This window comes from Pseudaeromonas sp. HNCC25DJ182, assembly GCF_055413365.1.
In genome coordinates, this window is record NZ_JBVAYG010000024.1 from 14,695 (window position 1) to 38,178 (window position 23,484).

At 56.9% G+C, this 23,484-nt stretch carries 18 protein-coding genes and 2 tRNA genes; 10 read left to right on the forward strand and 10 right to left on the reverse strand.

Translation table 11 applies throughout. The annotated features are described in order from the left end of the window. Positions 1-354 precede the first annotated feature (354 nt). The 3 genes from ACZYUB_RS15985 (at position 355) to ACZYUB_RS15995 (ending at position 4,129) form a co-directional block, all read left to right on the forward strand. Positions 355-3,207, forward strand: coding sequence for a glycoside hydrolase family 19 protein (locus ACZYUB_RS15985; protein ID WP_463949234.1), 2,853 nt, complete (start codon positions 355-357; stop codon positions 3,205-3,207). Continuing rightward, positions 3,204-3,668, forward strand: coding sequence for a hypothetical protein (locus ACZYUB_RS15990; protein WP_463949235.1), 465 nt, complete (start codon positions 3,204-3,206; stop codon positions 3,666-3,668). The genes ACZYUB_RS15985 and ACZYUB_RS15990 overlap by 4 nt, the downstream gene beginning before the upstream one ends. 179 nt (positions 3,669-3,847) lie before the next feature. Continuing rightward, complete coding sequence (locus tag ACZYUB_RS15995) at positions 3,848-4,129, forward strand: hypothetical protein (protein WP_463949236.1); 282 nt, start codon at positions 3,848-3,850, stop codon at positions 4,127-4,129. Positions 4,130-4,201: 72 nt separating this feature from the next. Here the strand turns inward: ACZYUB_RS15995 and ACZYUB_RS16000 are convergent, their stop codons facing one another. Beyond that, positions 4,202-4,864, reverse strand: coding sequence for a Dph6-related ATP pyrophosphatase (locus ACZYUB_RS16000; RefSeq protein WP_463949237.1), 663 nt, complete (start codon positions 4,862-4,864; stop codon positions 4,202-4,204). A gap of 258 nt (positions 4,865-5,122) precedes the next feature. Here ACZYUB_RS16000 and ppk2 point away from each other — a divergent pair, with 258 nt between their 5' ends. Next, positions 5,123-5,962 (forward strand): polyphosphate kinase 2, encoded by an 840-nt coding sequence (gene ppk2, locus ACZYUB_RS16005; RefSeq protein WP_463949238.1) that lies wholly within the window; start codon positions 5,123-5,125, stop codon positions 5,960-5,962. Between the two features lie 118 nt (positions 5,963-6,080). Here ppk2 and ACZYUB_RS16010 read toward each other — a convergent pair whose 3' ends face one another. Next, positions 6,081-7,769, reverse strand: coding sequence for a SulP family inorganic anion transporter (locus tag ACZYUB_RS16010; RefSeq protein WP_463949239.1), 1,689 nt, complete (start codon positions 7,767-7,769; stop codon positions 6,081-6,083). A 177-nt stretch (positions 7,770-7,946) separates the two neighbouring features. On the opposite strand from ACZYUB_RS16010, the gene ACZYUB_RS16015 reads away from it, so the two are divergent. The 3 genes from ACZYUB_RS16015 (at position 7,947) to ACZYUB_RS16025 (ending at position 10,315) form a co-directional block, all read left to right on the forward strand. Further along, positions 7,947-9,794 (forward strand): ABC transporter ATP-binding protein, encoded by a 1,848-nt coding sequence (locus ACZYUB_RS16015; RefSeq protein ID WP_463949240.1) that lies wholly within the window; start codon positions 7,947-7,949, stop codon positions 9,792-9,794. 151 nt (positions 9,795-9,945) lie between these two features. Further along, positions 9,946-10,022, forward strand: a tRNA-Met gene (locus tag ACZYUB_RS16020). 216 nt (positions 10,023-10,238) lie between these two features. Next, a tRNA-Met gene (locus tag ACZYUB_RS16025) sits at positions 10,239-10,315 on the forward strand. A gap of 300 nt (positions 10,316-10,615) precedes the next feature. Here ACZYUB_RS16025 and ACZYUB_RS16030 read toward each other — a convergent pair. Continuing rightward, a complete protein-coding gene (locus ACZYUB_RS16030; RefSeq protein WP_463949241.1) occupies positions 10,616-10,813 on the reverse strand; it encodes a DUF2496 domain-containing protein in 198 nt (65 codons plus the stop codon). Positions 10,814-11,050: 237 nt separating this feature from the next. Between ACZYUB_RS16030 and ACZYUB_RS16035 the strand changes: the two genes are divergently transcribed. Together ACZYUB_RS16035 and ACZYUB_RS16040 are read left to right on the forward strand one after the other, a co-directional pair. Beyond that, positions 11,051-11,716, forward strand: coding sequence for a TetR/AcrR family transcriptional regulator (locus ACZYUB_RS16035; protein ID WP_463949242.1), 666 nt, complete (start codon positions 11,051-11,053; stop codon positions 11,714-11,716). Next, entirely contained in the window at positions 11,713-14,037 is a 2,325-nt protein-coding gene (locus tag ACZYUB_RS16040; protein ID WP_463949243.1) for an acyl-CoA dehydrogenase, read from the forward strand. Before ACZYUB_RS16035 ends, ACZYUB_RS16040 begins: the two co-directional genes overlap by 4 nt. 97 nt (positions 14,038-14,134) lie before the next feature. Here ACZYUB_RS16040 and pyk read toward each other — a convergent pair whose 3' ends face one another. Together pyk and ACZYUB_RS16050 are read right to left on the reverse strand one after the other, a co-directional pair. Next, the gene (pyk, locus tag ACZYUB_RS16045) at positions 14,135-15,574 is read right to left on the reverse strand and encodes a pyruvate kinase (RefSeq protein WP_463949244.1); all 1,440 of its coding nucleotides are present in this window, start codon (positions 15,572-15,574) and stop codon (positions 14,135-14,137) included. Positions 15,575-15,802: 228 nt separating this feature from the next. Continuing rightward, a complete protein-coding gene (locus tag ACZYUB_RS16050; protein ID WP_460882884.1) occupies positions 15,803-16,654 on the reverse strand; it encodes a MurR/RpiR family transcriptional regulator in 852 nt (283 codons plus the stop codon). A 340-nt stretch (positions 16,655-16,994) separates the two neighbouring features. On the opposite strand from ACZYUB_RS16050, the gene glk reads away from it, so the two are divergent. Beyond that, positions 16,995-17,966, forward strand: a complete 972-nt coding sequence (glk, locus tag ACZYUB_RS16055; protein ID WP_463949257.1) for a glucokinase — start codon at positions 16,995-16,997, stop codon at positions 17,964-17,966. Positions 17,967-18,005: 39 nt separating this feature from the next. Here glk and ACZYUB_RS16060 read toward each other — a convergent pair whose 3' ends face one another. The 5 genes from ACZYUB_RS16060 to rbsA form a co-directional block, all read right to left on the reverse strand. Next, positions 18,006-19,025, reverse strand: a complete 1,020-nt coding sequence (locus ACZYUB_RS16060; protein ID WP_463949245.1) for a substrate-binding domain-containing protein — start codon at positions 19,023-19,025, stop codon at positions 18,006-18,008. Positions 19,026-19,057: 32 nt separating this feature from the next. Next, positions 19,058-19,984: a ribokinase gene (gene rbsK, locus ACZYUB_RS16065; protein WP_463949246.1), complete on the reverse strand. Its 927-nt coding sequence runs from the start codon at positions 19,982-19,984 to the stop codon at positions 19,058-19,060. A 118-nt stretch (positions 19,985-20,102) separates the two neighbouring features. Then, on the reverse strand, positions 20,103-20,978 hold the full coding sequence (gene rbsB / locus ACZYUB_RS16070) for a ribose ABC transporter substrate-binding protein RbsB (RefSeq protein WP_463949247.1): 876 nt from the start codon (positions 20,976-20,978) through the stop codon (positions 20,103-20,105). Positions 20,979-20,992: 14 nt separating this feature from the next. Further along, positions 20,993-21,967 carry a ribose ABC transporter permease gene (gene rbsC, locus ACZYUB_RS16075; protein WP_463949258.1) on the reverse strand — a complete coding sequence of 325 codons (975 nt, stop codon included), beginning with the start codon at positions 21,965-21,967 and terminating at the stop codon, positions 20,993-20,995. A gap of 5 nt (positions 21,968-21,972) precedes the next feature. Beyond that, positions 21,973-23,475: a ribose ABC transporter ATP-binding protein RbsA gene (gene rbsA / locus ACZYUB_RS16080; protein ID WP_463949248.1), complete on the reverse strand. Its 1,503-nt coding sequence runs from the start codon at positions 23,473-23,475 to the stop codon at positions 21,973-21,975. Positions 23,476-23,484 lie beyond the last annotated feature (9 nt).

Here is a 23,484-nt window from a genome sequence, read left to right on the forward strand (position 1 = left end):
CTGCGTCGCACGCCATGCCTGCTCTTTTTATCGTCTGCTTCGCAGACTGGGCAGCCACTCGGACACCTCACCGTTGTTGAACTCTTATTTAGGTGCGAGTTCATCACCTGTTGCACACCGTGGGGGGTCAACGGGGCGCTAATTTATGAGAAAGCAGACCTGCGGTCAATCAATTTTCTGCTTCTACGGCAATTAAAACTGCGTTTGTCTAAAGAGTGCGCAGCCTGAGCCTGCTGATTTAGTCAGGCGCGCTAAAAAGGTGGCAATGGCATGCTGTGCGGCGTCGAGTGGTACCAACCACCGCAGCCCACCACCAGCCGGTGGCAGGGCGGTCTTGATGCTACGGAGTCTTGCATGGCTGATCCCGTTCTCACCGATCCTGCGAGTGTCAGCCCCTTTTCGGGGACGCGAGCTGCGCCTTCGCTTCCGCCTGCGCGACCGAGCAGCGTACCCACTTTGGCCACGCCGAGCGTGCGGCCACTCCGTGCGCCTGCTGCCGCGCCGCGTGTCGAAACGGGTGCCCAGACCGATGGCGATACTGGTACCGATGCGGGACAGGCTACCACGCAGCTTAGTTTTCCGGTATGCCGGGCCGATGGCCAGCCCTTTGCGGATCTGGCCGAGATCGAGGGGTTGCTGAGTGCCGAGCCGCAGGGCCAGTTTATTCTCGGCAGCAATCGCAGCTGGCATGGCGGCATTCATATCACCGCCGCCACCATGCCCCAGCATCGGGATCAGCAGCCGTTGCGTTGCATGATGGATGGTACCGTGATCGCCTACCGACTGAACCGGAACTATCCCGCCGTGGACTGGCATGGCAAACCGCTGGCGTTTAGTAACGGCTTTTGCCTCATTCGTCACGACTACTGCTCACCACCGGCTGAGGTGGCTTCATACGCATCGAGCACAGCGCCCGGGTCGGCAGATGGCCGCGCGTCGCATACCAACACTCCAGCGGCGCGCAACCGGCTACGGCTCTACAGCCTGTATATGCATCTGGCCGATTATCAGCACTATCAGCCCGTGGTGACTCAGGAGCGCATCCTGACTCTACTGAGGACTATTTATGTGCGGCAAGGCAACGATATTCAGCGGCGGCTAGGTAAGTTGGCTGCTGGTAGCGTCATCCGTTTGCTGGATACGCCCTCGACCTCCTTGCAGATCAACGAGCAGGGCAGACTGCGCACCCTGCGTTTTCTCAAGGGGCTGGTGACCTACAAGGCGCACGGATCCCGAGAGCGCATTGCTCTGCAGTCCGAGGTTTGGGTGGCCGATTGCGAGGAGTATGTGCGGCATAGCCAGCAGCCGTGTACCACGGTTGGCGCGACCCAACCGGCCTACTGGAATTGTCGCATCCAGGCACGGCTGCTCAATACCTATCCTATTTATCGCACGAGTGAGGAGCTGCTGGCCGAGCGGGCGCCGGAAGGCCGGTTGCAGGTGGGAAGTACTCTGCAGTTCCAGCGTCACGATCTGCAGAGTCGGATGGTGGGTGGGGTGCGCAAACAGCTGGTGCCCTGCGAGCTGTTATCGGGAGTCTCAGGCTCCAGCTTGGCACCGGTGATGGGCACTGTCTGGGTGGTGGTGGATGAGCATCTGCTGGCTTTGGAGCCGGGGCCACCCAGCGTCTTCGAGGAGGTGGTGCACTGCGAGGTGCCTATTGCCGCAGGAGATGGAGTCGGATTTCTCGGGCTGCAGCAAACCCCGGTCGCCCCCCTGGCGCTGGGTGCCTATCGCGACGACTATCGGGTGCATATCGAACTGTTCAGTGATGAAGAGGCGGCCGCCATCGAGCGCTTATTACAGAATGAGGCTGGGGTTGAGGCCGGACAATCCCTGCTGCATCTGCAAGGCGCCGAAGCACTGTTTGATCGGGTGCAGCAGGGGGACGCGCTGCATTTTTCTGATCGCTGCCAGTGTCCGGATCCAGATCAGCTGTTGCCAATCCAGGCGCAGATCCCGGATGCCGAGGGCCAGATCTGGTGTGAGCTCAAGGGAGTACGCAGCGGTTTTGCGGCCCTGAGTCAGGTTTATGTTCGCGCCCAAGATGTGCAACCTATTCGCCAGCTGGACTTGGCACGGCAAGGCTTCTGCCTGATCCAGACTAAGGTGGCCAGTCGCGAGATCGTGCTGGCCGGAGAGCAGATACCGGCACCGTTTCGCGCCATCCACCAACAGCTGGATCGCAATCAGGATGGTGAGCTGAGTGCCGATGAAATCGCCGCCGCGCTGCAGCATCCGGATCATAGAGCCAAATTGCACAAACTGATTGTCCAGCATCCGAGCGAGTGGGGGACTGAGCACCAGCAGCAGGTCAACGACTATCTCCAGCAGTTGATGGCGCAGAGCCCGGATCAGGAGGCGCGGGATCTGTTGACGTTGGAGCTGGAACGACTCAAGGCGCTGGGCATTGCCACCATCGCCAGCCCTGTCTATCTGTTTCATCCCCTGCAGTTGCTGGCACGGCTCGCTGTGGTGACTCAGCAGGCAGCGTTGGTGGTACTCGAGATGCTGTTGTTGCTATGCCCCGAGTTGCGTAACCGGGATTGCACACCTTTGCTGGGTTATCTGAATCTGTATATGCCGCAATACCAGATCGATACCCCGCTGCGAATTTGTCATTTTTTGAGTCAGGTCGCCCATGAATCATCATTTCAGCCGAAAGCGGAAAATCTGAATTATCGGCCCGCGCGGATGCGGGAGATCTATGGTTGTGAAGGTGGTCCCAGAAATTACCAACGTGATTCTGATGATTGCCGCCGTGGCCGGGATGAACGCCGTCTTGGCCTTTGGGATCAGGAGGAGCGTTACGCACATCACCCCGAGGCGCTGGCTAATCTGGTGTATGCCGAGCGGATGGATAACGGCAATGAAGCCAGTGGCGATGGATTTAAATTTCGTGGCCGAGGTTTGCTTCAATTGACCGGCAGAAGCAACTACACGCTATTGACCTGCAAACATAATGAGTTATTTCCCGATGATCCTCAGGATTTTGTGCAACATCCGGACCTACTGATTCAAAACTTAAAATATGCCGTCGAATCAGCCTGTTTTTATTGGCAGCACTATGAAATTAACGATCCTGCGGATCGGGATGATATATCTACAGTCACTAGGATCGTAAATGGGGGGAGGAACGGGATTGCTGATAGGCGAAATAAACTGCGAGCAATAAAACAACAATTTGTTATTTCGGGTGAATTATGAAACTTATCATGTGTGTTTTGGCTTTATATTCCAGCTGTGCTTTGTCATGTAGTGATTCAACGCTTTTTATGTGTAAAAACAAGAATAATACATATCTTGCTTTTAGAGATGCGAAAACAAAGGTTATTTACGTTCATGAGAGAAATGGGATTAATATGCTTTTATATCCTGAACATGGAAAGCTTGGGGATTTCTACTTAAGCAATATTTCCGATGTGAATTTCGAACAAACAACAATTCACTTCAACAATCAAGGATATGATTATTATCTATATAACTTAATGGCTGCAGAAGATAATGATGCAGGATTAACAAATGGCGTTATTGTCTTAAAGGGGGATGATGTTGTCGCTGACATAAAATGTGAGAATCCAAATTCAGTAATTCGATGCACTGCCTATGATATGCTGCCGATGAATAATGATGGTGTTAAGTTTATATATGAAATGATAGATGAGTAGTCAAGGGGACAGGTGTCATTAGTTAAACTGGGTTTCTATTTTCATATTTTGTCGGCACTAAATTAATTTACTTTATCATATATATTGACTGAATCGATGTTCAGCCGTGATTCAGTTGATTGTGCTAGCCTCAGTACAGGTCAGAACACAGGCACAAGATAGAACCATAGGAGTCCATAATGAAAGCAGTGATTTGTCTATTTGCGTTGTTGCTGGCGATGCCGACTTGGGCCGCGATCTCGATCGATTCGAACGGGATCCGCATCAATACCCAGGATGAGCAGGAAGTGAAGAAATGGAAGGATAAGCATCGCAACGATTGCAGCAGTATAAAGATTGGTGACGTAACGATAAAGAGTGATGGCTGCGGCGAGGCCAGTAGTAAATCCAATCGTAGCGTACAGGGTGACAATAATCCGGGACAGGGCCACGACAAGTCCAAGCCCAAGAAGCAGAAGTAAGCTAGTACATCGAGCTTATGAGGTCGTCTATTCAGCCCGGTATATGCCGGGCTGATTGATTTGGGCGGGTTCCTAAAGCAGCTGATAGCGCTGGAAATGAAACCGTCCAGTTCGATCCACATCCGCCAGTCGCAAACTCAGCGGTGAGCTAAAACCTGGCATATCGGTGACCAAAGTGTGAAATTCACCATTTTCACCGCAGGGGTCCACATGAGCGGGCAATTCGGTGAGCAGTTCGGCGGAGTAGTAACGGCCACAAAAGCGGCCATCCAGCTGACTGGTATCTACCGTCGCGATCCGGGTCTGGATCCCGCGCAATATGATCTCGTGAGCCAACGCCCAGGGTGAAATACCCAGCAGGGGAAAAACGCTCGTCCAGCCGGCGGGCTCGATATAACTGCGGCGATAGTCGGCAATGCCGTTATGGAACATATCCCCGAACGCCACCGCTTCAATGGGCAGGCCACTGTTGGCCAAGCCCTCTACCACGCAGGATTGGTAGACCGGATTGGGTGGAAACACGTCCGGTAACGGGATCGTGACCAGCGGCAGGCCCAGCTGGTCAGCTTGTGCCTGGACCAGGGGCAAGGGCGTGTGTTGAAATGGCACTCCCTCATCGACATGGGTGGTATAGAGGCCGATGACCTGATAACGCGGGTCTTCTTGCAAGCGCAGCAGGCTCAGCGCCGAGTCCTTGCCGGAGGACCAGCTGACCACGGTGGGGATGGGGGACATATGTGTGCTCCGTATGGGCCAGTTATCCGGCCGATCTCATGCTAGCGGGTTCTGCCGCGCAGGAAGAGGGTGAACCGGCAGCGATGTATCCAAAATGGGCTGCCGCCAGCATTTTGGTCAGAAAGTGAAATAGATCAAGGCGTATGGCGAGAGTTTCTGTGCTCCTGCTGAAACCCTGCCCTCGGGCTGCTATACCTGAAGCACTGACCATGTTTTGACGTCATGGTGGTGCAACCGGAGCTGCCACAGGAGCACAACATGAGTAAATCGAAATCTAAATCCAAAAAAGCCAACCGCGCTGACGTTGCCGTACCTGAGGGGGGCCGTAAAGCCATGAGCAATCGCGCCTATGAGCAGGAACTACGCCATTTGCATGAAGAGCTGGTGAAGTTGCAGCAATGGGTGGTCCATCATGGGCTCAAGGTGTGTATCGTGTTCGAGGGGCGTGACGGAGCGGGTAAAGGCGGTACCATCAAGGCGATTACCGAACGCGTCAGCCCGCGGGTGTTTCGCATCGTCGCTTTGCCGGCGCCCACGGAGCGGGAGAAGAGCCAGCTCTATTTTCAACGCTATATCAAACATATGCCGGCAGCAGGCGAGATCGTGATCTTTGATCGCAGCTGGTATAACCGGGCGGGCGTCGAGCGGGTGATGGGGTTTTGTACCCCCGAGCAAACCACTAAATTCTTGCAGGGGGTGCCGCTCGTGGAGCGGGCGCTGGTCGAGTCGGGCATCATCTTGCTGAAATACTGGCTGGAGGTGAGTCCGGAAGAGCAGGAGAAACGGCTGCGGGATCGGATTGATGACGGCCGCAAGATCTGGAAGCTTTCACCGATGGATATCAAATCCTTTAACCGTTGGGACGACTATACCGAAGCCCGGGATGCCATGTTCGCCGCCAGCGATACCGCCTGGGCGCCTTGGTTTGTGGCGCGTTCGGAAGATAAGAAACGGGTACGCCTGAATGTGATTTCCCATCTGCTGGCACATATCCCCTATGAGGCCGTGCCTACCGAGCATGTGAAATTACCCAAACGCAAAATTGGCCGCTACAAGGCGATGGATTATCCCTTCCGTTACATCGCGGAAAAATATTGAAACCGCCCCGCCTCGCACGCTGAACCGCGGCCGCGTCATTGATAATACAGGGCGGCAACCTTCGGGTTGCCGCCCTGTTCATGATATCGACACGGGTATAAAAAGTGGTGAGCGTCGTTCACGCGCTCGGTTCAGGATCGCCTGTGGCGGCGCTTGCTCGGCCTTGTTGTTGATACTGAGCGATTGCCACTCGGGTATTAAACAGCAGTCGTTCTGGGCCCAGAGTCTGGGCGAGTCCGCTATGGCGCACGGTTTCCAGAACATGAGGGCTCAAACCCGCAATCCATAACTCTAATCCTTGCTGCCGTAGACGCTGTTCCCCTTCGATCAACATCTGCAACGCCGAATATTCCATGTCGGGTACCCGACTCATATCCAACAGGATGACTTGCGGTTGATAATGCTGCATCAGCTCGCGCATTTTACTGGCCACATGCTGGGCATTGATGAAGAACAGGCGCCCTTCAGGCCGCAGGATCAACAGGCCCTCGAAGGTTTCATCATCGGGGTGCTCGGCCGAGAGTGGGCGCAACACATCGGCTCCGGGTTTGCGGCCGATCACATACACCTCGGGGTGGGCGGTCTGGCTGGCCAGACCCAGTAACGAGATGATGATGGCGACCACTATGCCTTGCAAGGTCCCCAGCAGCAGCACGCCACAACAGGCAATCAGGGCCCAGCGAAACTCCATGGTGCGGATGTTGCGGATGGCCTTGAATTCCGCCGGCTGGATCAGACTGACCGAATAGACGATGACCACGGTGGCCAGGGTGGCATTCGGTAGCAAGCCCAGCAAGGGCGCCAACCACCACATGGTGGCCAGGGCTACCAGTGCGGTGACCAGAGAGGCGCGTTGACTCAGGCCGCCGGTGGCGCGCACCACCGCCGTCTGCGAGGTGCCACCACCGGCCGGCATGGCGCCAAGCAGTGCGCCACCGATATTACCGGCGCCGGTCGCCAGCAGCTCCCGGTTGGCATTGATTGCGGGCTCATCGGTGCGGGCAAAAGCACGTCCAGCGGCTATGGTTTCGGTGAAACTCATCAGGGCAATCCCCAAGGCACCAGGCAATAATTGCACCACCAGATCCACGCTGGGCAGGCTTAAGGACGGCAAACCCTGGGGGATGAGCCCTACGGTTGAGACGCCGAGCGGCTGCAGGGCAAACCACCAGGAAGCCGCGATGCCGACCGCCACGGCGACCAGCGGCGCCGGGGAGTGGGGCCAGAGCCTATCCATGCCGACCAGGATCAGCAGCGTCACCACTGCCATCAGTAGGGTTAGACCCGAGGTGGAGGGCAGTGCGAGCGCCAATTGCCACAGATCGTGGAAGAAATTCTGTTTGTCGATATGCACGCCCAGCAGCTTGGGCAACTGATCCAGCACTATCACTAAGCCAATCCCGGTCTTGAAGCCGGTGAGGACCGGCAGGGAGATAAAGTTGGCGACAAATCCCAGCCGCAAGAAGGAGGCCGCCACCAGGATGAGACCAACCAGCACGGTGAGCGTGGCGGTCGCGGTGATCAGCAGTTGCGGATCGCCGTTCGGTACCACCAGCCCCAGCTCGGTGCCAGCCAGGATCGCCAGGGTACTGGTGGAGCTGACGCTCAGCACCCGCGAGCCACCGAGCAAGGCATATAGCAGCATGGGGATGAAGGCGGTATAGAGACCGACCGCGACCGGCAGACCCGCGACCGTGGCGTAGGCCATGGCTTTGGGCAGGACCACGGCTGAAGCGGTGAGCCCTGCGACCAGATCTGCGATTTTGGGATTATGGCCCGAAGGGTGCGAGGCCTTGCTGCTGTCCATGGTGTGCTCCGAATGGAGAGGATGATGTGTTGAGAATAGTCCAACGCCGTGGTTGCAGTGCGCCGACGAAATCCGCGGGATCTTGAGTCAAAGCTCGTTTTCCGCGAGATCCTTCGCTAAAGTGTGATGCGAGTCGCTTGTCATTACCGGCGAACGAATGTGGTAAGGAATCTTTACATGTTGTCTTTTTTTGAACGGCTGATCCGGCCATTTCCTGCCGAGGAGCCAACCCAGCCCCCCGGAACCCTGTATGCCTTCTGTCGCCACTATACCAAGGGCATGGAAGTCTACTTATTGTTGATGTCGGGGCTGACCGCCCTGATAGCGATCGCGGAAGTCTCCCTGTTCGGCTTTTTGGGCCAGCTGGTGGACTGGTTGGTGGCGCATAATCCGCAGACTCTATTTGCCGAAGAGGGGATGCGCCTGCTGTGGATGACGCTGTTGATGCTGGTCGGCTTACCGCTGCTGGTGTTGATCCACTCCTTGCTGGTACATCAGACGCTATTGGGGAATTACCCCATGGTGATCCGCTGGCTGGCGCACCGCTATCTGCTCAAGCAGAGCATCTCCTTCTATAGCAATGACTTCGCCGGTCGTATCGCCACCAAGGTGATGCAGACTTCACTGGCGGTGCGGGAAACCGTGATGAAGTTGCTGGATGTGCTGGTGTATGTGCTGGTCTATTTCACCTCCATGGTGGTGATGGTGGCGCAATCGGACTGGCGCATGATGTTGCCCATGCTGGCGTGGCTGGTGGTCTACATCGCCATCCAGTACTACTTTGTCCCTCGCTTGAAAAAGGTCTCCACCGCCCAGGCGGAATCGCGCTCCATGATGACGGGGCGTATTGTCGACAGCTATACCAACATCCAGACTGTCAAACTCTTCTCCCATACCCGCCGTGAAGCGGACTATGCCCGGCAGGGGATGCAGGAGTTCATGGATACTGTCTACCGGCAGATGCGCCTGGCGACCGGGATCAGCGTCAGTGTACAGATGCTCAACTATCTGCTGGCCTTTGCCGTGGCGGCTTTATCGGTGTGGCTGTGGATGCACAATGCTATCAGTATCGGTGCTATCGCCATTGCCATCAGTCTGGCATTGCGCCTGAACGGCATGGCGCAATGGATCATGTGGGAAATCAGCGCGCTGTTTGAAAATATCGGCACAGTGGCTGATGGCATGGCGACGCTATCCAAGCCCCAGGAAGTCCAGGACAGTGCCAGTGCCACTGAGCTGAAGCCGGTCCAGGGTGAGGTCAAATTCGAGCAGGTGGACTTTCACTATGGCAAGGGCTCCGGGGTGCTGGATCATCTGGATCTGACCATACGCCCAGGTGAAAAGATTGGTCTGGTGGGGCGCTCCGGTGCGGGCAAGTCCACGCTGGTCAATCTGTTGCTGCGTTTCTATGACATCGAAAGCGGGCGCATTCTGATTGATGGTCAGGATATCAGCCAGGTCTCCCAGGAGAGCTTGCGGGCGCATATTGGCATGGTGACCCAGGATACTTCGCTGCTGCATCGTTCGGTGCGAGAGAACATTCTGTATGGGCGACCGGATGCCAGCGAGGAGGAGTTGATCGAGGCAGCCCGGAAGGCCGAAGCGCTGGATTTCATCGCCACCTTGTCGGATCCGCAAGGCCGTACCGGTTTTGATGCCCAGGTGGGTGAGCGCGGGGTCAAGCTCTCCGGCGGTCAGCGTCAGCGGATTGCTCTGGCGCGGGTGCTGCTCAAGGATGCGCCTATTCTGATTATGGATGAGGCGACATCGGCACTGGATTCCGAGGTCGAGGCGGCTATCCAGCACAGTCTGGATACCCTGATGACCGGCAAGACCGTGATTGCCATTGCCCATCGGCTCTCGACCATTGCGGCCATGGACCGCCTGATCGTGATGGACAAGGGGCGGATCGTCGAGCAGGGCAGTCATAGCGAGCTGATCGCACTGGGCGGCATCTATGCCCAGCTGTGGGCCCACCAGACCGGTGGTTTCATCGGCCATGATGAGGATGAGCAGGGCGAATAGCGGCTGGCGCCTCTGTGGTGATGTTTTCCATTGGGGCGCCAAGATATGGATAAAGTCTCCGCGGGTTGCTGCTTTGTTGCGCAAACGGTGCGAGTCATCGCAATAACTGCTTGCAGCCAAATCAGATCCTGCTAGTATTCGCCGCATCAGACGCGGGGTGGAGCAGCATGGTAGCTCGTCGGGCTCATAACCCGAAGGTCGTAGGTTCAAATCCTGCCCCCGCAACCAGTTTGAAAGAAGGCCCGTAACGAAAGTTCCGGGCCTTCTTGCTATGTGGGATTTTGGTTCGTGCTGGTTTGCCGCGACGAACGCGGGTGGTTCAGGTGGCAGGCGATGTATTGGTGGATAATGCCGCAGATTGCTGTTTTGTTGGGCAATCGAACCATTGCAGGGCAATAACCCATTGACCTGCCTCAAGATCCTGTTAGGATGCATCACATCGGACGCGGGGTGGAGCAGCATGGTAGCTCGTCGGGCTCATAACCCGAAGGTCGTAGGTTCAAATCCTGCCCCCGCAACCACATTCAAGAGGCCTGGAACTTATGTTTCAGGCCTTTTTCGTTGCTGCGTTGTCATCTTGGGTCAACTCGGCGCTCTTCTTGGCGCTAGCCTTAGTCGGCGCCCGCCCAGATGTTCATGAAGCCGCTATTCTGTTTGTCTGCAATCTTCGGGCTCTAAATAGCTGTGCTGAATAGTAGCTCACTCACGACATCGACTTAGGTAGCGCCAAGCTGACCCTCCGCGCCAGGGATGGCGCGGTGGAGCCCCCATGGATGGGTTTACGGCGTGTCGGCGTGTGCTTCCTTGTCGATGGAGCGCTATTAGGAGCGGCTATTTAGGCTGTGACCAGACAGCTCCGTGCCGGAGGCTGCCTGCTCCTGAGCGAGCTTGCGCTGATAATCCTGCTGCAGCAGTGGCAGAGCCGCCAGCACGGTAGCAGCCGGGATCCGGTTATTCTCTAGCAGTTCAATCAAATCGACCGCCAAGACCACATGGGCTGGCGCCTGTTGTAACGACATAAAACCCTCTCGATATGGATCCTGAACCGGACAGCTGGCGTGCAGATAAAAAAATAGCCCAGCGAGCATGATGCTGGCTGGGCAAAGACACAATGTTTAATTGCAGTGGCATATATATAGAGCCCGCATTGGCCGAATAGTTCACCGCTTTTTGAAAAATTTAAACAAAAAAGCAATGAACTTGACGGCACCCTGGCGTGGGCTAGTTTTAAACAAACGTTTAATTTCGAGATAAGCATGGCCAGCCACGATACCTGCACTCGTATTCTCGATGCGGCCGAGCGTTTGTTTGCTGAGCACGGCTTCTCCGAGACCTCCCTGCGCGATATTACCCAATTGGCCGAGGTCAACCTGGCGGCTGTGAACTACCATTTTGGCTCCAAACTCGGACTGATCCAGGCGGTTCTGGATCGCTATCTGGCGCTCTATATGCCGGAGCTGGATCAGGCGCTACAGCAGTCTTGTGATCATGATTCCCCCATTCGCGAATTATTGCGCGCCTTTATGGTTCCCTTGCTGGGGCTGGCCCTGTTCAAGTCCGATGGTCCTGTGCTGTTTATGCAACTACTCGGTCGCGGCTATATCGATCGTCAGGGGCATCTGCGCACCTTTATCACCCAACGCTACGGTGCTGTGCTGGCTCAGATCCAGCGTCGGTTTGCTCAGGCGCTGCCGGGGTTGAGTGAGGAAGTTTTGTTTTGGCGTTTGCACTTTGCTCTGGGCTCCAGCGTGTTTGTGATGTCCTCCTTTGATGCTTTGCGCGAGATAGCGCAGGCTGATTTCGGCCAACAAGCAGATTTGGAATTGCTGCTGGAGCGGATACTCCCTTTTCTGGCTGGGGGATTTAGCTGCGATAACGCCCTGGCTTGTCCTGCCACCGATTGTGACGAGAGGTCGCTATGATCGAACTACTGCTACTGGTCGTACTTGGGGTTGGCGTTGCAGGCTATCTGTTGCTGACGGTACCTCGTTGGCGCCTGCGTTATCTGTCGACGCCCTTCTTCGCTTTCTTCAAACGGGTGTTGCCGCCGCTGTCACCGACCGAACGCGAAGCGATGGAGGCGGGCACCGTCTGGTGGGATGGTGAACTCTTCAGCGGCAAACCGGATTGGCAGGCCTTGCATCGTTTTCCCAAACCCCAGTTGCGGGAGGATGAGGCGCAGTTTATTGCCGAGGTGGTCGATCCGCTGCTGGCCACGCTCAATGATTTTTCCATCATCAACCAGCACCGGGATCTACCGCCGGAGGTGTGGCGTTATCTGGCCGATCACGGCTTCTTTGCGCTGATCATTCCCAAGGAGTATGGCGGCAAGGGCTTCAGCAACTTTGCCAACTCCACCATTGTCAGCCGTATTGCGACTCGTAGTCTGAGTGCTGCGGTCACCGTGATGGTGCCCAACTCACTGGGGCCGGGCGAATTGTTGCTCCATTACGGTACCCCGCAACAAAAAGAGTACTGGTTGCCTCGCCTGGCCCGTGGCGAGGAGTTTCCCTGTTTTGCGCTGACTGGACCCGAGGCGGGCTCTGATGCCGGAGCCATTCCCGATAAGGGCGTATTGTGCAAGGGCATATGGCAGGGCGAGGAGGTGATCGGTATTCGCCTGAGCTGGAATAAGCGCTATATCACGCTGGCGCCACGCGCCACCGTACTGGGTCTGGCGTTCAAGCTCTACGACCCCGACCATCTGATGGGCGATGTCACCGAGTATGGCATCACCTGTGCCCTGATCCCGACCACTCATCCCGGTGTGCAGATCGGGCATCGCCATTTTCCCATGGGACAGGTGTTTATGAATGGCCCGACCTGGGGGGAAAATGTGTTTATTCCTCTGGAGTGGATCATCGGCGGCTGGGCTTATGCGGGTAAAGGCTGGCGCATGCTGGTGGAGTGTCTGTCGGCCGGACGAGGCATCTCCTTGCCGGCATTGGGGGCGGCGTGCGGCCACATCTCGACCCGGACTACCAGCGCCTATGCCTACGTGCGGCGGCAGTTCGGACTCTCCATCGGCCGCTTTGAAGGGGTTCAGGAGGCGCTGGCCCGAATCGCCGGATTAACCTACCAGCTGGAAGCGACACGAAGGCTGACGACCACAGGGTTGGATCTGGGCGCGCGCCCGGGGATCGTCACGGCGATTGCCAAATATCACATGACCGAGCAGGCGCGGTTGATCCTGAACGATGCCATGGATATCCATGCCGGCCGGGCGGTACAGCTGGGGCCGAATAACTACCTGGGCTACCACTATATGGGCATCCCGATTGCCATCACGGTGGAGGGGGCGAATATCCTGACCCGGAACTTGATGATCTTCGGCCAGGGGGCGACCCGCTGCCACCCCTATGTCTATCGGGAGATGGAGGCGGCAGCCTGTGCTGATGCCGAGGAGGGATTGCAACGCTTCGATGCCCTGTTGGTGCAGCATATCCATTTTGCACTAGGCAATGTCAGCAAGGGACTGCTCTCCGGTCTGACCCTCGGCAAGTTCGAATCCAGTCCGGTCAGCGGCCCCACTGCCTGCTATTACCGGCAACTGACTCGCATGAGCCGGGCGCTGGCGCTCTGTACCGATGTCAGCATGTTGCTATTAGGAGGAGAGCTCAAACGTCGGGAAATGCTCTCTGCGCGCCTCGGTGATGTGCTGAGCCATCTCTATATGGCTTCGGCGACCTTGAAATATTATGAAGATGAAGGCCGTCAGAGCGCCGATTTACCGTATCTGCATTACGCGCTACGTCGCAGTCTCTGGCTGATGGGACTGGCGTTGCAGGGTGTGTTCGACAACCTGCCAACTGTGCCTGGTATGATTCTGAAGCGGATCATCTTCCCGTTTGGCATTCGCTATCGTCCGGTGCGGGATAGTACCGCCAGTGCCATCTGCCGAGACATTATGCAACCCTCGGCGCTGCGGGATCGCATCAGTGCCCTCTGTTTCTGGCAGGAGCAGGAGCAAGATCCCATTGGTCGTGTCGAGCTGGCGTTTCGAGCCATGCTGGCGGTGCAACCGCTGGAAAAACGCCTGCATGACGCGCAAAAACAGGGCTCCTTACCCCTTAAACTGCCGTTGGCCGAGCTGATTCCGTTGGCTCAAACGGCGGGGCTGGTTTCGGAAGCTGAGGCGACCGCATTACGCGAAGCGGAGCGGTTACGCTATGCCGCCTTGCAAGTAGACAGTTTTGCACCCGGCGAGCTGGAGCAGATGGGCTGTGACAGGGCAAGGGAGTGATCCAACGAAACACGACGCCTTTCACTTAGCCTGCATGCACCATGAAAAAAGCCAGTCATCAGACTGGCTTTTTTGTCGAGCAAGAGAACGGTCGCGATTATTCGACGGTGAGGATCTTGCAGGTGTTGGTGGAGCCAGTGGTTTCAATCTTGTCGCCGTGGGTGAACAGTACCAGATCGCCTGATTTCAGGTAACCCAGCCCCTTGAGCACATCCAGAGCATCACGGCACACCTCTACGACCGGCTTGCTTTCGTCGCCGTCGAAGAACACTGGCGTCACACCGCGATATAGGCTAGCCCAGTTCAGTGTTTGCTGATGGCGGGACAATGCGAAGATTGGCAGACCGGAGCTCAGACGAGACATCAGCTGCGGTGTGGTGCCTGATTCGGTAATGGCAACGATCCCCTTGATGCCAGCCATATGGTTGGCCGCATACATGGTGGACATGGCGATGGTCTCTTCTACCGAGGTGAAGGTGTAGTTCATGCGGTGGTTGGAGACGTTGACGCTCGGATGCTTCTCGGCACCGACGCAGACGCTGGCCATCGCAGTAACCGTTTCTACCGGGAAATCACCCGCAGCAGTTTCAGCTGACAGCATGACGGCATCCGTACCATCCAGCACGGCGTTCGCTACGTCCATCACTTCGGCACGGGTCGGCATCGGGGATTTGATCATGGACTCCATCATCTGGGTCGCGGTGATGACAACGCGATTAAGGCGACGAGCGGTGCGGATCAATTTCTTTTGCACCCCCATCAACTCGGAGTCACCGATTTCGACTCCCAGATCACCACGGGCTACCATCACCACATCGGAGGCCAGGATGATATCTTCCATGGCTTCATCGGTGGCGACAGTCTCAGCGCGCTCGACCTTGGCGACAATTTGCGCGTTGCAACCGGCTTCGCGGGCTAGTTCACGAGCGTAGTTCAGATCGGCACCGGAGCGGGGGAAAGATACGGCCAGATAATCCACACCCATCAGCGCCGCGGTCTTGATATCTTCCTTGTCTTTGTCGGTCAGAGCTGGAGCCGAGAGGCCACCGCCTTTCTTGTTGATGCCCTTATTGTTGGACAAAGGACCGGCCACGGTCACCGTGGTATAGATGCGGGTACCTTCGACGCGATCGATCAGCAATTGCACTCGGCCATCATCCAGCAGCAACAGGTCGCCGGCGACCACATCCTGGGGTAACGTCTTGTAGTCGATCCCGACTTGATGCTGATCGCCTTCGCCCTTGCCCAGTGCGGCATCGAGGACAAACTTGTCACCGATAGAGAGAAAAATCTTACCGTCTTTGAAGGTGGAGACCCGGATCTTGGGGCCTTGCAGGTCGCCCAGAATGGCAACGTGCTTACCGAGACTGGCCGCAAGTTCGCGGACCTGTTTGGCGCGCAGAATATGGTCTTCGGCAGTACCGTGGGAGAAGTTCATGCGTACCATGTTGGCGCCAGCCTTGATAATACCTTCCAGCACGCCAGGACGGTCGGTGGCAGGGCCCATGGTGGTCACGATCTTGGTTCTTCTTAACATGTAGGACTCCAGAGAGAAGTGTTAATAGCGATTCATGAATCCAGTCGTGCAGGTGCACGCCATTTCAGTGCACTGTGTGGTTGCTCGTAGCAACTATTACAAAGCGTTTCAGTGATGCTGCACAATGTATTGGAATGTAATTTGAAAACGATTCTACACCATGCGCGTGAGCAACGGTATAGCAAGCCTTGTAAAACAGGCCTCGCATGGAGGCCTGTTTAATAGTGACTAGTTATGCAAATTATCAAAGCGGGAATCCTTGATCCCCTCCTTGACCTTCTTCAAATTCTCGCGGAACTTGATGCCTCGCCGCAAAGTAAAGCCGGTGGCCAGCACATCGATCAGCGCCAACTGCGCGATACGTGAAGCCATCGGCAGATAGACATCGGTATCTTCCGGCACATCCATTGACAGCACCAGATTGCACTCGCGCGCCAGTGGTGAGTCCTTGGCGGTGATGCCGATAACGGTGGCATCGTTCAGTCGGGCCAGGTGAGCAATTTCGACCAGCGCCTTGGTCCGGCCGGTGTGGGAGATCACCACCACCACATCGCCTTCACTGCTATTGATGCAGCTCATGCGCATCATCACGATGTCATCGAAGCAGACCACCGGGATGTTGAAACGGAAGAACTTGTTCAGGGCATCATGGGCGACGGAGGAGGAGGCGCCGAGCCCAAAAAAGGAGATCTTCTTCGCCTGGGTCAGCAGATCGACACAGCGGTTAACCATGCTGGTGTCGAGGCTGTTTTTGGCGACATCCAGACAGGCGATGGTGGATTCGAAGATCTTCGAGGTGTAGGCATCCGGGCCATCGTCCTCTTCGACGTGTAAATTGACGTAGGGGGTACCGTTGGCCAGGCTCTGTGCCAAATGCAATTTGAAGTCGGGGAACCCCTTGGTATCCAGACGACGGCAGAAGCGGTTGACGGTTGGCTCACTGACGTCGGCCATTTTTGCCAGGGTTGCGATGCTGGAGTGGATGGCAGTTTGTGGTGCTGCCAGGATCACCTCTGCGACTTTGCGCTCGGATTTACTGAAACTATCCAGATTTTTAGTGATTTTTTCCAACGTGTTCATGACAACATCTCGTTTTTTTTATCTGCCGCCCGGCAGAGCTTGGTTATGACAACCAATTGATATGGCTGTGTATTCTGAGCCTGAATTGTGCGTGATTTGACACAGCTCATCAGCAAGTCTGGCTGGTAACTTCCTAACAAGGAATAAAGTTATCAGAGATTTTCGACCTCGGGCACTATTTTGTAATTAAATTACGACATTTTGTGTCGTCGGTTCGTTTTGCTGTGATCCGTGCCCTGTTTATCAACGGCCAGTGCAGTTAAAATTGCGCGTCTTAAATACTCGGAGCCGATCCGGGATATAAAAATCAATTACAGAAGAGTCAGAACACAACAAGGAGATTTCTATGGCAAGCTTTGCTTTGGTTGGGGATGTGGGCGGCACCAATGCGCGTCTGGCACTGTGTGCCATGGATTCAGGCGCTATTTCCCAGGCCAAAACCTATTCCGGCCTCGATTATCCCAGCCTTGAGGCGGTGATCCAGGTCTACCTGCAGGAACACAATACCCTGGTTGAAGATGCCTGTATTGCCATTGCCTGTCCGATCAAGGGCGATTGGGTGGCGATGACCAACCACACCTGGGAGTTTTCCATCGCCGAGATGAAAGCCAATCTGGGGCTCAAACATCTGGAAATCATCAACGATTTCACCGCTGTCTCCATGGCGATCCCGGTGCTCTCCGCGGATGACAAACTGCAGTTTGGTGGTGCCGATGCCCAAGCGGGCAAACCGATCGCCGTTTACGGCGCCGGTACTGGCTTGGGCGTCGCTCATCTGGTCAATACCGGGGAGCGCTGGATGAGCTTGCCTGGGGAAGGTGGTCACGTCGATTTCGCTCCCAACAGCGAAGAAGAAGACGCGGTTCTGCATGCCTTGCGCGCCGAGGTCGGTCATGTATCGGCCGAGCGTCTGCTGTCAGGTCCTGGTCTGGTGAACCTCTATCGTGGCCTGGTACTGGCCGATGAGCGGACACCGGAGGCACTGCAGCCGAAGGATGTTACCGAGCGTGCGCTGGCCGATTCCTGCACCGATTGCCGTCGTGCCTTGAGCCTGTTTTGCGTGCTGATGGGGCGTTTCGGCGGCAACTTGGCTCTGAATATGGGAACGTTCGGCGGTGTTTATATCGCCGGTGGCATAGTTCCGCGCTTCCTGGAGTTCTTCAAGTCTTCGGGGTTCCGTGTAGCCTTCGAGGACAAGGGACGTTTCCAGAACTACCTCAAAGATATCCCGGTATTCCTCATCACCCATGACAATCCGGGTCTGCTGGGTGCTGGCGCTTATCTGCGTCAGAGTCTGGGCATCAAGCTGTAAGCTGCTTTCTGGATACAAAAGCGCCGCATGGCGCTTTTTTTATGCTCGGCTGGATGGATTGACCGCTGAGGTTGAGCTGCGTAGCACCAGATCCGGCTCCAGGCGTAGGGTGCGGGCAGGCAACTGTGGCTGCTGGATCCGCTCTAGCAAGGATTGCACGGCCAATTGGCCCAGCTCCTGCTTGGGTTGGCTAATGCTGGTTAGCGGCGGATTAAGGTAGGCGGCAAAAGCTATATTGTCATACCCGATCACCGATATATCGTGGGGCACCGAGATCCCTTGCTCCTGCAGGGCGCGGATCGCGCCCATGGCCATCAGATCATTGCAGGCGAAGACGGCAGTGGGGCGAGTCGGCGATTGCATGAGACGATGCATGGCCTGATATCCCCCTTCACAATCGAAATCGCCATGGCCGATCAGCGCCTGGTCGATAGGCAGTTTTGCTTCTAGCAGTGCCTGTTGGTAACCGGCCAGCCGTTCGAGGGCGGGCTGCTTATCCTGTGGACCCGTGATGATGGCAATTTGTCGGTGCCCCAGCTCAATCAGATGACGGGTAGCCAGATAGCCCCCCCGTTGGGAGTTATCCTGAATGCGATCGCTGTGCGGCATGGCGGGACCCCAGTCCATGACGACCAAGGGCAGATCCTGCTGCAGTTGTAACTGTTCAAATAGTCCGGCATGGGTATCAGTACACATCACCAACAGGCCGTCGATGCGTTTACGGATCAACATCTGCAGATAGGAGCTGGCAGTCTGCGCGTTGCCTTCGGTATTGCACAGCATGAGGTTATAGCCCTGGCTGAAACAGTAGCGTTCGACGCCGCGTACCACCTCGGCAAAAAACGGATTGGTCGAGGAGGTGACCAGCATGCCAATGCTGTTGGTGGTCTGGACCTTGAGGCTGCGTGCCACGGCGCTGGGGGCATAATTGAGCTCACGCATGGTCTGCCAGACGCGCTCGCAGGTGCTGGGTGCGACGAAACGCGTCTGGTTGATGACGTGGGACACAGTCGCGGTCGAGACACCAGCCCGCTCGGCGACTTCCTTGATCGTTGCCATCTCTACTTCCTTTCTACCAGCCCGATGGGCAGCTAGTCGTGCGGGTGAGAAGCCAGAAATTGTTCGACTTCACGACGGGTCGGGATCGAGGTCTGCGCGCCGGGTCGAGTCACCGAGATGGCTGCAGCCGCATGGGCAAAGCGAATGGCGGCATCCATGTCCTCACTGCGTTGTAATTCGGCCAGCAGGGCGCCGTTAAAGGTATCGCCAGCGGCTGTGGTGTCGACGGCGTCGACCCGGAATCCCGGCACGAGTTTACCGACTCCTTGGTGGCTATACCAGACGCCGGCCTTGCCCAGGGTGATCATCACCTCCGGGATCCCCAACTGATGAAACTGGGCGGCGGCTGCAGCCGCGCTTGGGGCATCGGTGACCGGCACGCCAGTTAGTAACTCGGCCTCGGTCTGGTTGGGGGTAATGAGATCGACTTGGGCCAGTAGCTCTGGCGGCAAAGGCCGTGCGGGGGCTGGGTTGAGGACGACTTTGACCCGGTTGGTATGGGCCAGCGAGATGGCGGCAGCGACGGTATCCAACGGCACCTCCAGTTGCAGCAACAGGGTGTCGGCGGCTAGCAGCAGTGACTGGTATTGGGTGAGTACCTCGGGGGTGAGGGCGCCGTTGGCTTCGGGCGAGATGCCAATGCTGTTTTCGCCGTGATCGGCGACATAGATGATGGCGATGCCGGTGGGCAGTTGCGGATCGACACTGATCCCCTGAACATCTATGCCATCAGCCTGAAAACCGGCATACATCTGCGCGCCGATGGCATCTTGGCCGATCCGCGCGATGAAGCCGATATCGGCGCCAAGGCGGGCGGCGGCCACCGCCTGATTGGCCCCCTTGCCACCCGGCACGATGCGATAGCCTCGGCCGGTGACGGTCTCACCGGGGCGAGGGAAGTCGGTGACTTGCAGCACATGATCGGCATTGACGCTGCCGAGGACGACGAGTTTACTCATGACGGCTCCTTAGGTTAGCCCTTTTCCGTAGGGTCTGAGCGAGCCAGGCCCTAGGGGAAAGGATCTGTGGGGGGAACGGCCCCGGCCGGCCAAATGTTCGGCGACCGGAGCTGAGGGGTTATTGACTGACCACTTGCAATGGCACCGGGATATATTTCTCGACGCTTTGGCCCTTGAGCACCTTGTCGGCTGTTTCCACGCCAATGGCGCCGATCAGGGCGGGTTGTTGCGCCACGGTGGCACCGAGCTTGCCGCTCTTCACCGCCGCCTTGCCATCATCGGTGCCATCAAAGCCGACGATCAGCACTTGTTTGCCCGCTGCTTGAGTGGCACGCAGGGCGCCCAGGGCCATCTCATCATTCTGGGCAAACACCGCCTTGACGTCCGGATGGGCGGCTAGCAGGTTTTCCATGACATTCAGCCCCTTGGTGCGGTCAAAGTCGGCCGGTTGTGAGGCCAGCACCTTGAAGCCATTGGCTTTTACCGCCTGGGCAAAGCCTTCACCCCGATCTCGAGCGGCAGAGGTTCCGGCGATCCCTTCTAACTGGATGACGTCGATATTCTTGCCCAGCTTACCGGCGATGAAATCCCCCGCCATCTTGCCACCGGCGATGTTATCGGAGGCGATGTGGGCCTTGACTTCACCGACGTTGGCACCGCGGTCCAGGGTCAGTACCGGGATCCCGGCCTTATTGGCCAACATGATGGCATTGCCGACCGCCGCCGAGTCAGTCGGGTTGACCAGGATGGCGCTGACCTTGCGTACCGCCAGATCTTCGACATTGGCCAGCTCCTTGGCCGGATCATTTTGCGAGTCCAGCACTACCATCTGGTAGCCCAGCTCTTTGGCCTTGGCTTCGGCACCCTCTTTCAAGGTGACGAAGAAGGGGTTATTGAGCGTTGAAACAACCAGCGCCATGGATTGTTCAGCGGCTTGAGTGGCGGCACTCAAGGACATCACGGCAACGGCAATCAGGGTAAGCATCTTGTTCATTTTGCAGTTCCTTATTACTTGGTTGTGGTTTTGGTATCGACCATGACTGCCAGCAAGATCACCGCAGCTTTGGCGATCATCTGGTAGTAGGAGGAGACGTCGAGCAGGTTTAACGCGTTGTTGAGAAAACCGATGATCAGGGCGCCAATCAGAGTGCCCATGATGCGTCCCTTGCCGCCCATCAGGCTGGTGCCGCCGACGACAACGGCGGCAATCGCATCCAGCTCATAGCCCATACCGGCGGTCGGTTGTGCCGAGGAGAGGCGCGAGGTGACGATGAGGCCTGCGAGGGCGGAGAGGGCTCCACACAGGGTGTAGACGGCGATCTTGACGCGATCGACATTGATACCGGAGAGGCGGGTGGCCGATTCGTTACCGCCGAGCGCATAGATGTAGCGACCGAGGCGGGTATGGTTGAGCAGGTACCAGGCCAGGGCGAAGACCAGTGCCATGATCCAGATCGGTACCGGGATGCCGAGCCAGTAACCCGTCCCCAGGACGGCAAAGGCATCGGCTGTTTCACTAAAACCGGTGGAGATGGGGCGGCCATCGGTAAAGACCATGGTAAAGCCACGCAGTGCCGTCATGGTGACCAAGGTGGCGATGAAGGCTTGCACCTTGCCCTTGGCGATGATGGCGCCACTGATACCACCGAGCGCGGCGCCTGCCAGCAATGCAGCTGGAATGGCGATGATGACCGGTAGATCGGCCCCCACCATGGCGGCGGCAAAGGCACCGGTCAGTGCCAGAATGGAGCCAACGGATAGATCGATGCCGGCAGTCAGGATGACCAGCGTCATGCCGACGGCGATGATGGCATTGACCGAGGTTTGCCGGAGGATGTTCAACAAGTTGTCGGGAGTGAAGAAGTTCGGGCTCAGGAACGAGACCACCAGGATCAGCACCAGTAGGGCGATCAGCGATTTTTGTTCGATGAGCCAAGCTTTGAAGCGCGGCGCTGTGGCTGCTGGCGATGGAGTAGTTGTCATCATGGTTATACGGCCTCTTGATAAACCTTGCCGATGGCTGCTGCCATCAGACGTTCCTGATTTGCGTCACAGCTTGCGAACTCGGCGCTGATCCGGCCTTCGTGCATCACCAGGATCCGGTCACTCATGCCGAGCACTTCGGGCATCTCGGATGAGACCAGAATGATGCTCATGCCCTCTTGCTTGAACTGATTGATCAGTTGATAGATCTCCTTTTTGGCACCGACATCGACCCCCCGGGTCGGTTCATCGAGGATCAGCACCTTGGGCTTGGTCATCAGTCCTTTGGCTATCGCGACTTTTTGCTGATTGCCTCCGGAGAGGTTCTTGATCAGCTGTTCCTGGGTCGGTGTCTTGATGTTGAACAGGCGGATGAAGTCGCCGACCGCCTGGCGCTCATCGGCGCGCCGAATGTAACCACCGCCACCCACGAAGATCGGCAGGGCACACAGGCTCATGTTTTCGCGGACCGACAGCTCCAGCACCAAGCCATCGCCTTTGCGATCTTCCGAGATATAGGCAATCCCGCACTGCAGCCCGTCGGCCGGGCTCAATGGAGCGATCGGTTTGCCATACAGCGATAGGGTTCCGGCGTGGCGGGGCAGCGCGCCGTAGATCATCTTCATCAACTCACTGCGGCCTGAACCCATGAGACCCGAGATGCCAAGGATCTCTCCCTCTTTGAGTTCGAAGCTGATGTCGTGGATCCCGGCGCCACAGATGCCCTGCAGGGCCAGACTGATGCGTCCGGGCTTGACCGGAATACGCGGGTATTGCTCTTCGAGTTTGCGGCCGACCATCATCTCGATGATGCCATCTTCGTTGAGCTCGCTGACGGGGCGCTCGCCGATAAATCGGCCGTCGCGCAGGACTGTGACATCATCACAGATCTGGAAGATCTCTCGCAGCCGGTGCGAAATGTAGACGATCCCGCGCCCCTCATCCCGCAACTCGCGCACCACGCTGAACAGTCGCTCGGTCTCGGTATCGGTCAGGGCATCGGTGGGCTCATCCATGATGATGACCTTGGATTCGAAGGAAATGGCTTTGGCGATTTCGACCATCTGTTGCTCGCCGATACTCAGATCGCCCAGACGGGTACGAGGCCCATGCTTGACGCCCAACTTGTCGAGCAAACGCTGTGCCTCGGCGTAAAGTACCGACCAGCGGATCTTACCCAAAGGTCCCATGGGCTCTCGACCGAGGAAGATATTCTCGGCAATCGACAGCTCGGGGATCAGATTCAGCTCCTGGTGGATGATGCTGATGCCCTGATCCTGGGAGTCTCGTGGACCGCTGAACCACCGGGTTTTGCCCTGATAGGTCAAGGTGCCGGCATCGGCCTGATAGATCCCGGTCAATACCTTCATCAGGGTGGATTTACCGGCGCCGTTTTCACCCAGCAGAGCCATGACGCGGCCTGGATAGACGTTGAGACCGGCCTGATCCAGCGCCTTGACGCCAGGGAACTGCTTGTCGATACCGTGTAATTCAAGGACTGCTTGCATAGAAACCTC

Bases quoted from the DNA above. Each gene is read 5' to 3' on its own strand.
- ACZYUB_RS16060 (WP_463949245.1), bottom strand. From the start codon at position 19,025: ATGGCAACGATCAAGGAAGTCGCCGAGCGGGCTGGTGTCTCGACCGCG.
- ACZYUB_RS16035 (WP_463949242.1), top strand. From the start codon at position 11,051: ATGGCCAGCCACGATACCTGCACTCGTATTCTCGATGCGGCCGAGCGT.
- ACZYUB_RS16010 (WP_463949239.1), bottom strand. From the start codon at position 7,769: ATGGACAGCAGCAAGGCCTCGCACCCTTCGGGCCATAATCCCAAAATC.
- ACZYUB_RS16015 (WP_463949240.1), top strand. From the start codon at position 7,947: ATGTTGTCTTTTTTTGAACGGCTGATCCGGCCATTTCCTGCCGAGGAG.
- rbsK (WP_463949246.1), bottom strand. From the start codon at position 19,984: ATGAGTAAACTCGTCGTCCTCGGCAGCGTCAATGCCGATCATGTGCTG.
- rbsB (WP_463949247.1), bottom strand. From the start codon at position 20,978: ATGAACAAGATGCTTACCCTGATTGCCGTTGCCGTGATGTCCTTGAGT.
- rbsA (WP_463949248.1), bottom strand. From the start codon at position 23,475: ATGCAAGCAGTCCTTGAATTACACGGTATCGACAAGCAGTTCCCTGGC.
- rbsC (WP_463949258.1), bottom strand. From the start codon at position 21,967: ATGACAACTACTCCATCGCCAGCAGCCACAGCGCCGCGCTTCAAAGCT.
- ppk2 (WP_463949238.1), top strand. From the start codon at position 5,123: ATGAGTAAATCGAAATCTAAATCCAAAAAAGCCAACCGCGCTGACGTT.
- ACZYUB_RS16030 (WP_463949241.1), bottom strand. From the start codon at position 10,813: ATGTCGTTACAACAGGCGCCAGCCCATGTGGTCTTGGCGGTCGATTTG.
- ACZYUB_RS15995 (WP_463949236.1), top strand. From the start codon at position 3,848: ATGAAAGCAGTGATTTGTCTATTTGCGTTGTTGCTGGCGATGCCGACT.
- ACZYUB_RS15985 (WP_463949234.1), top strand. From the start codon at position 355: ATGGCTGATCCCGTTCTCACCGATCCTGCGAGTGTCAGCCCCTTTTCG.
- pyk (WP_463949244.1), bottom strand. From the start codon at position 15,574: ATGTTAAGAAGAACCAAGATCGTGACCACCATGGGCCCTGCCACCGAC.
- ACZYUB_RS15990 (WP_463949235.1), top strand. From the start codon at position 3,204: ATGAAACTTATCATGTGTGTTTTGGCTTTATATTCCAGCTGTGCTTTG.
- ACZYUB_RS16040 (WP_463949243.1), top strand. From the start codon at position 11,713: ATGATCGAACTACTGCTACTGGTCGTACTTGGGGTTGGCGTTGCAGGC.
- ACZYUB_RS16000 (WP_463949237.1), bottom strand. From the start codon at position 4,864: ATGTCCCCCATCCCCACCGTGGTCAGCTGGTCCTCCGGCAAGGACTCG.
- ACZYUB_RS16050 (WP_460882884.1), bottom strand. From the start codon at position 16,654: ATGAACACGTTGGAAAAAATCACTAAAAATCTGGATAGTTTCAGTAAA.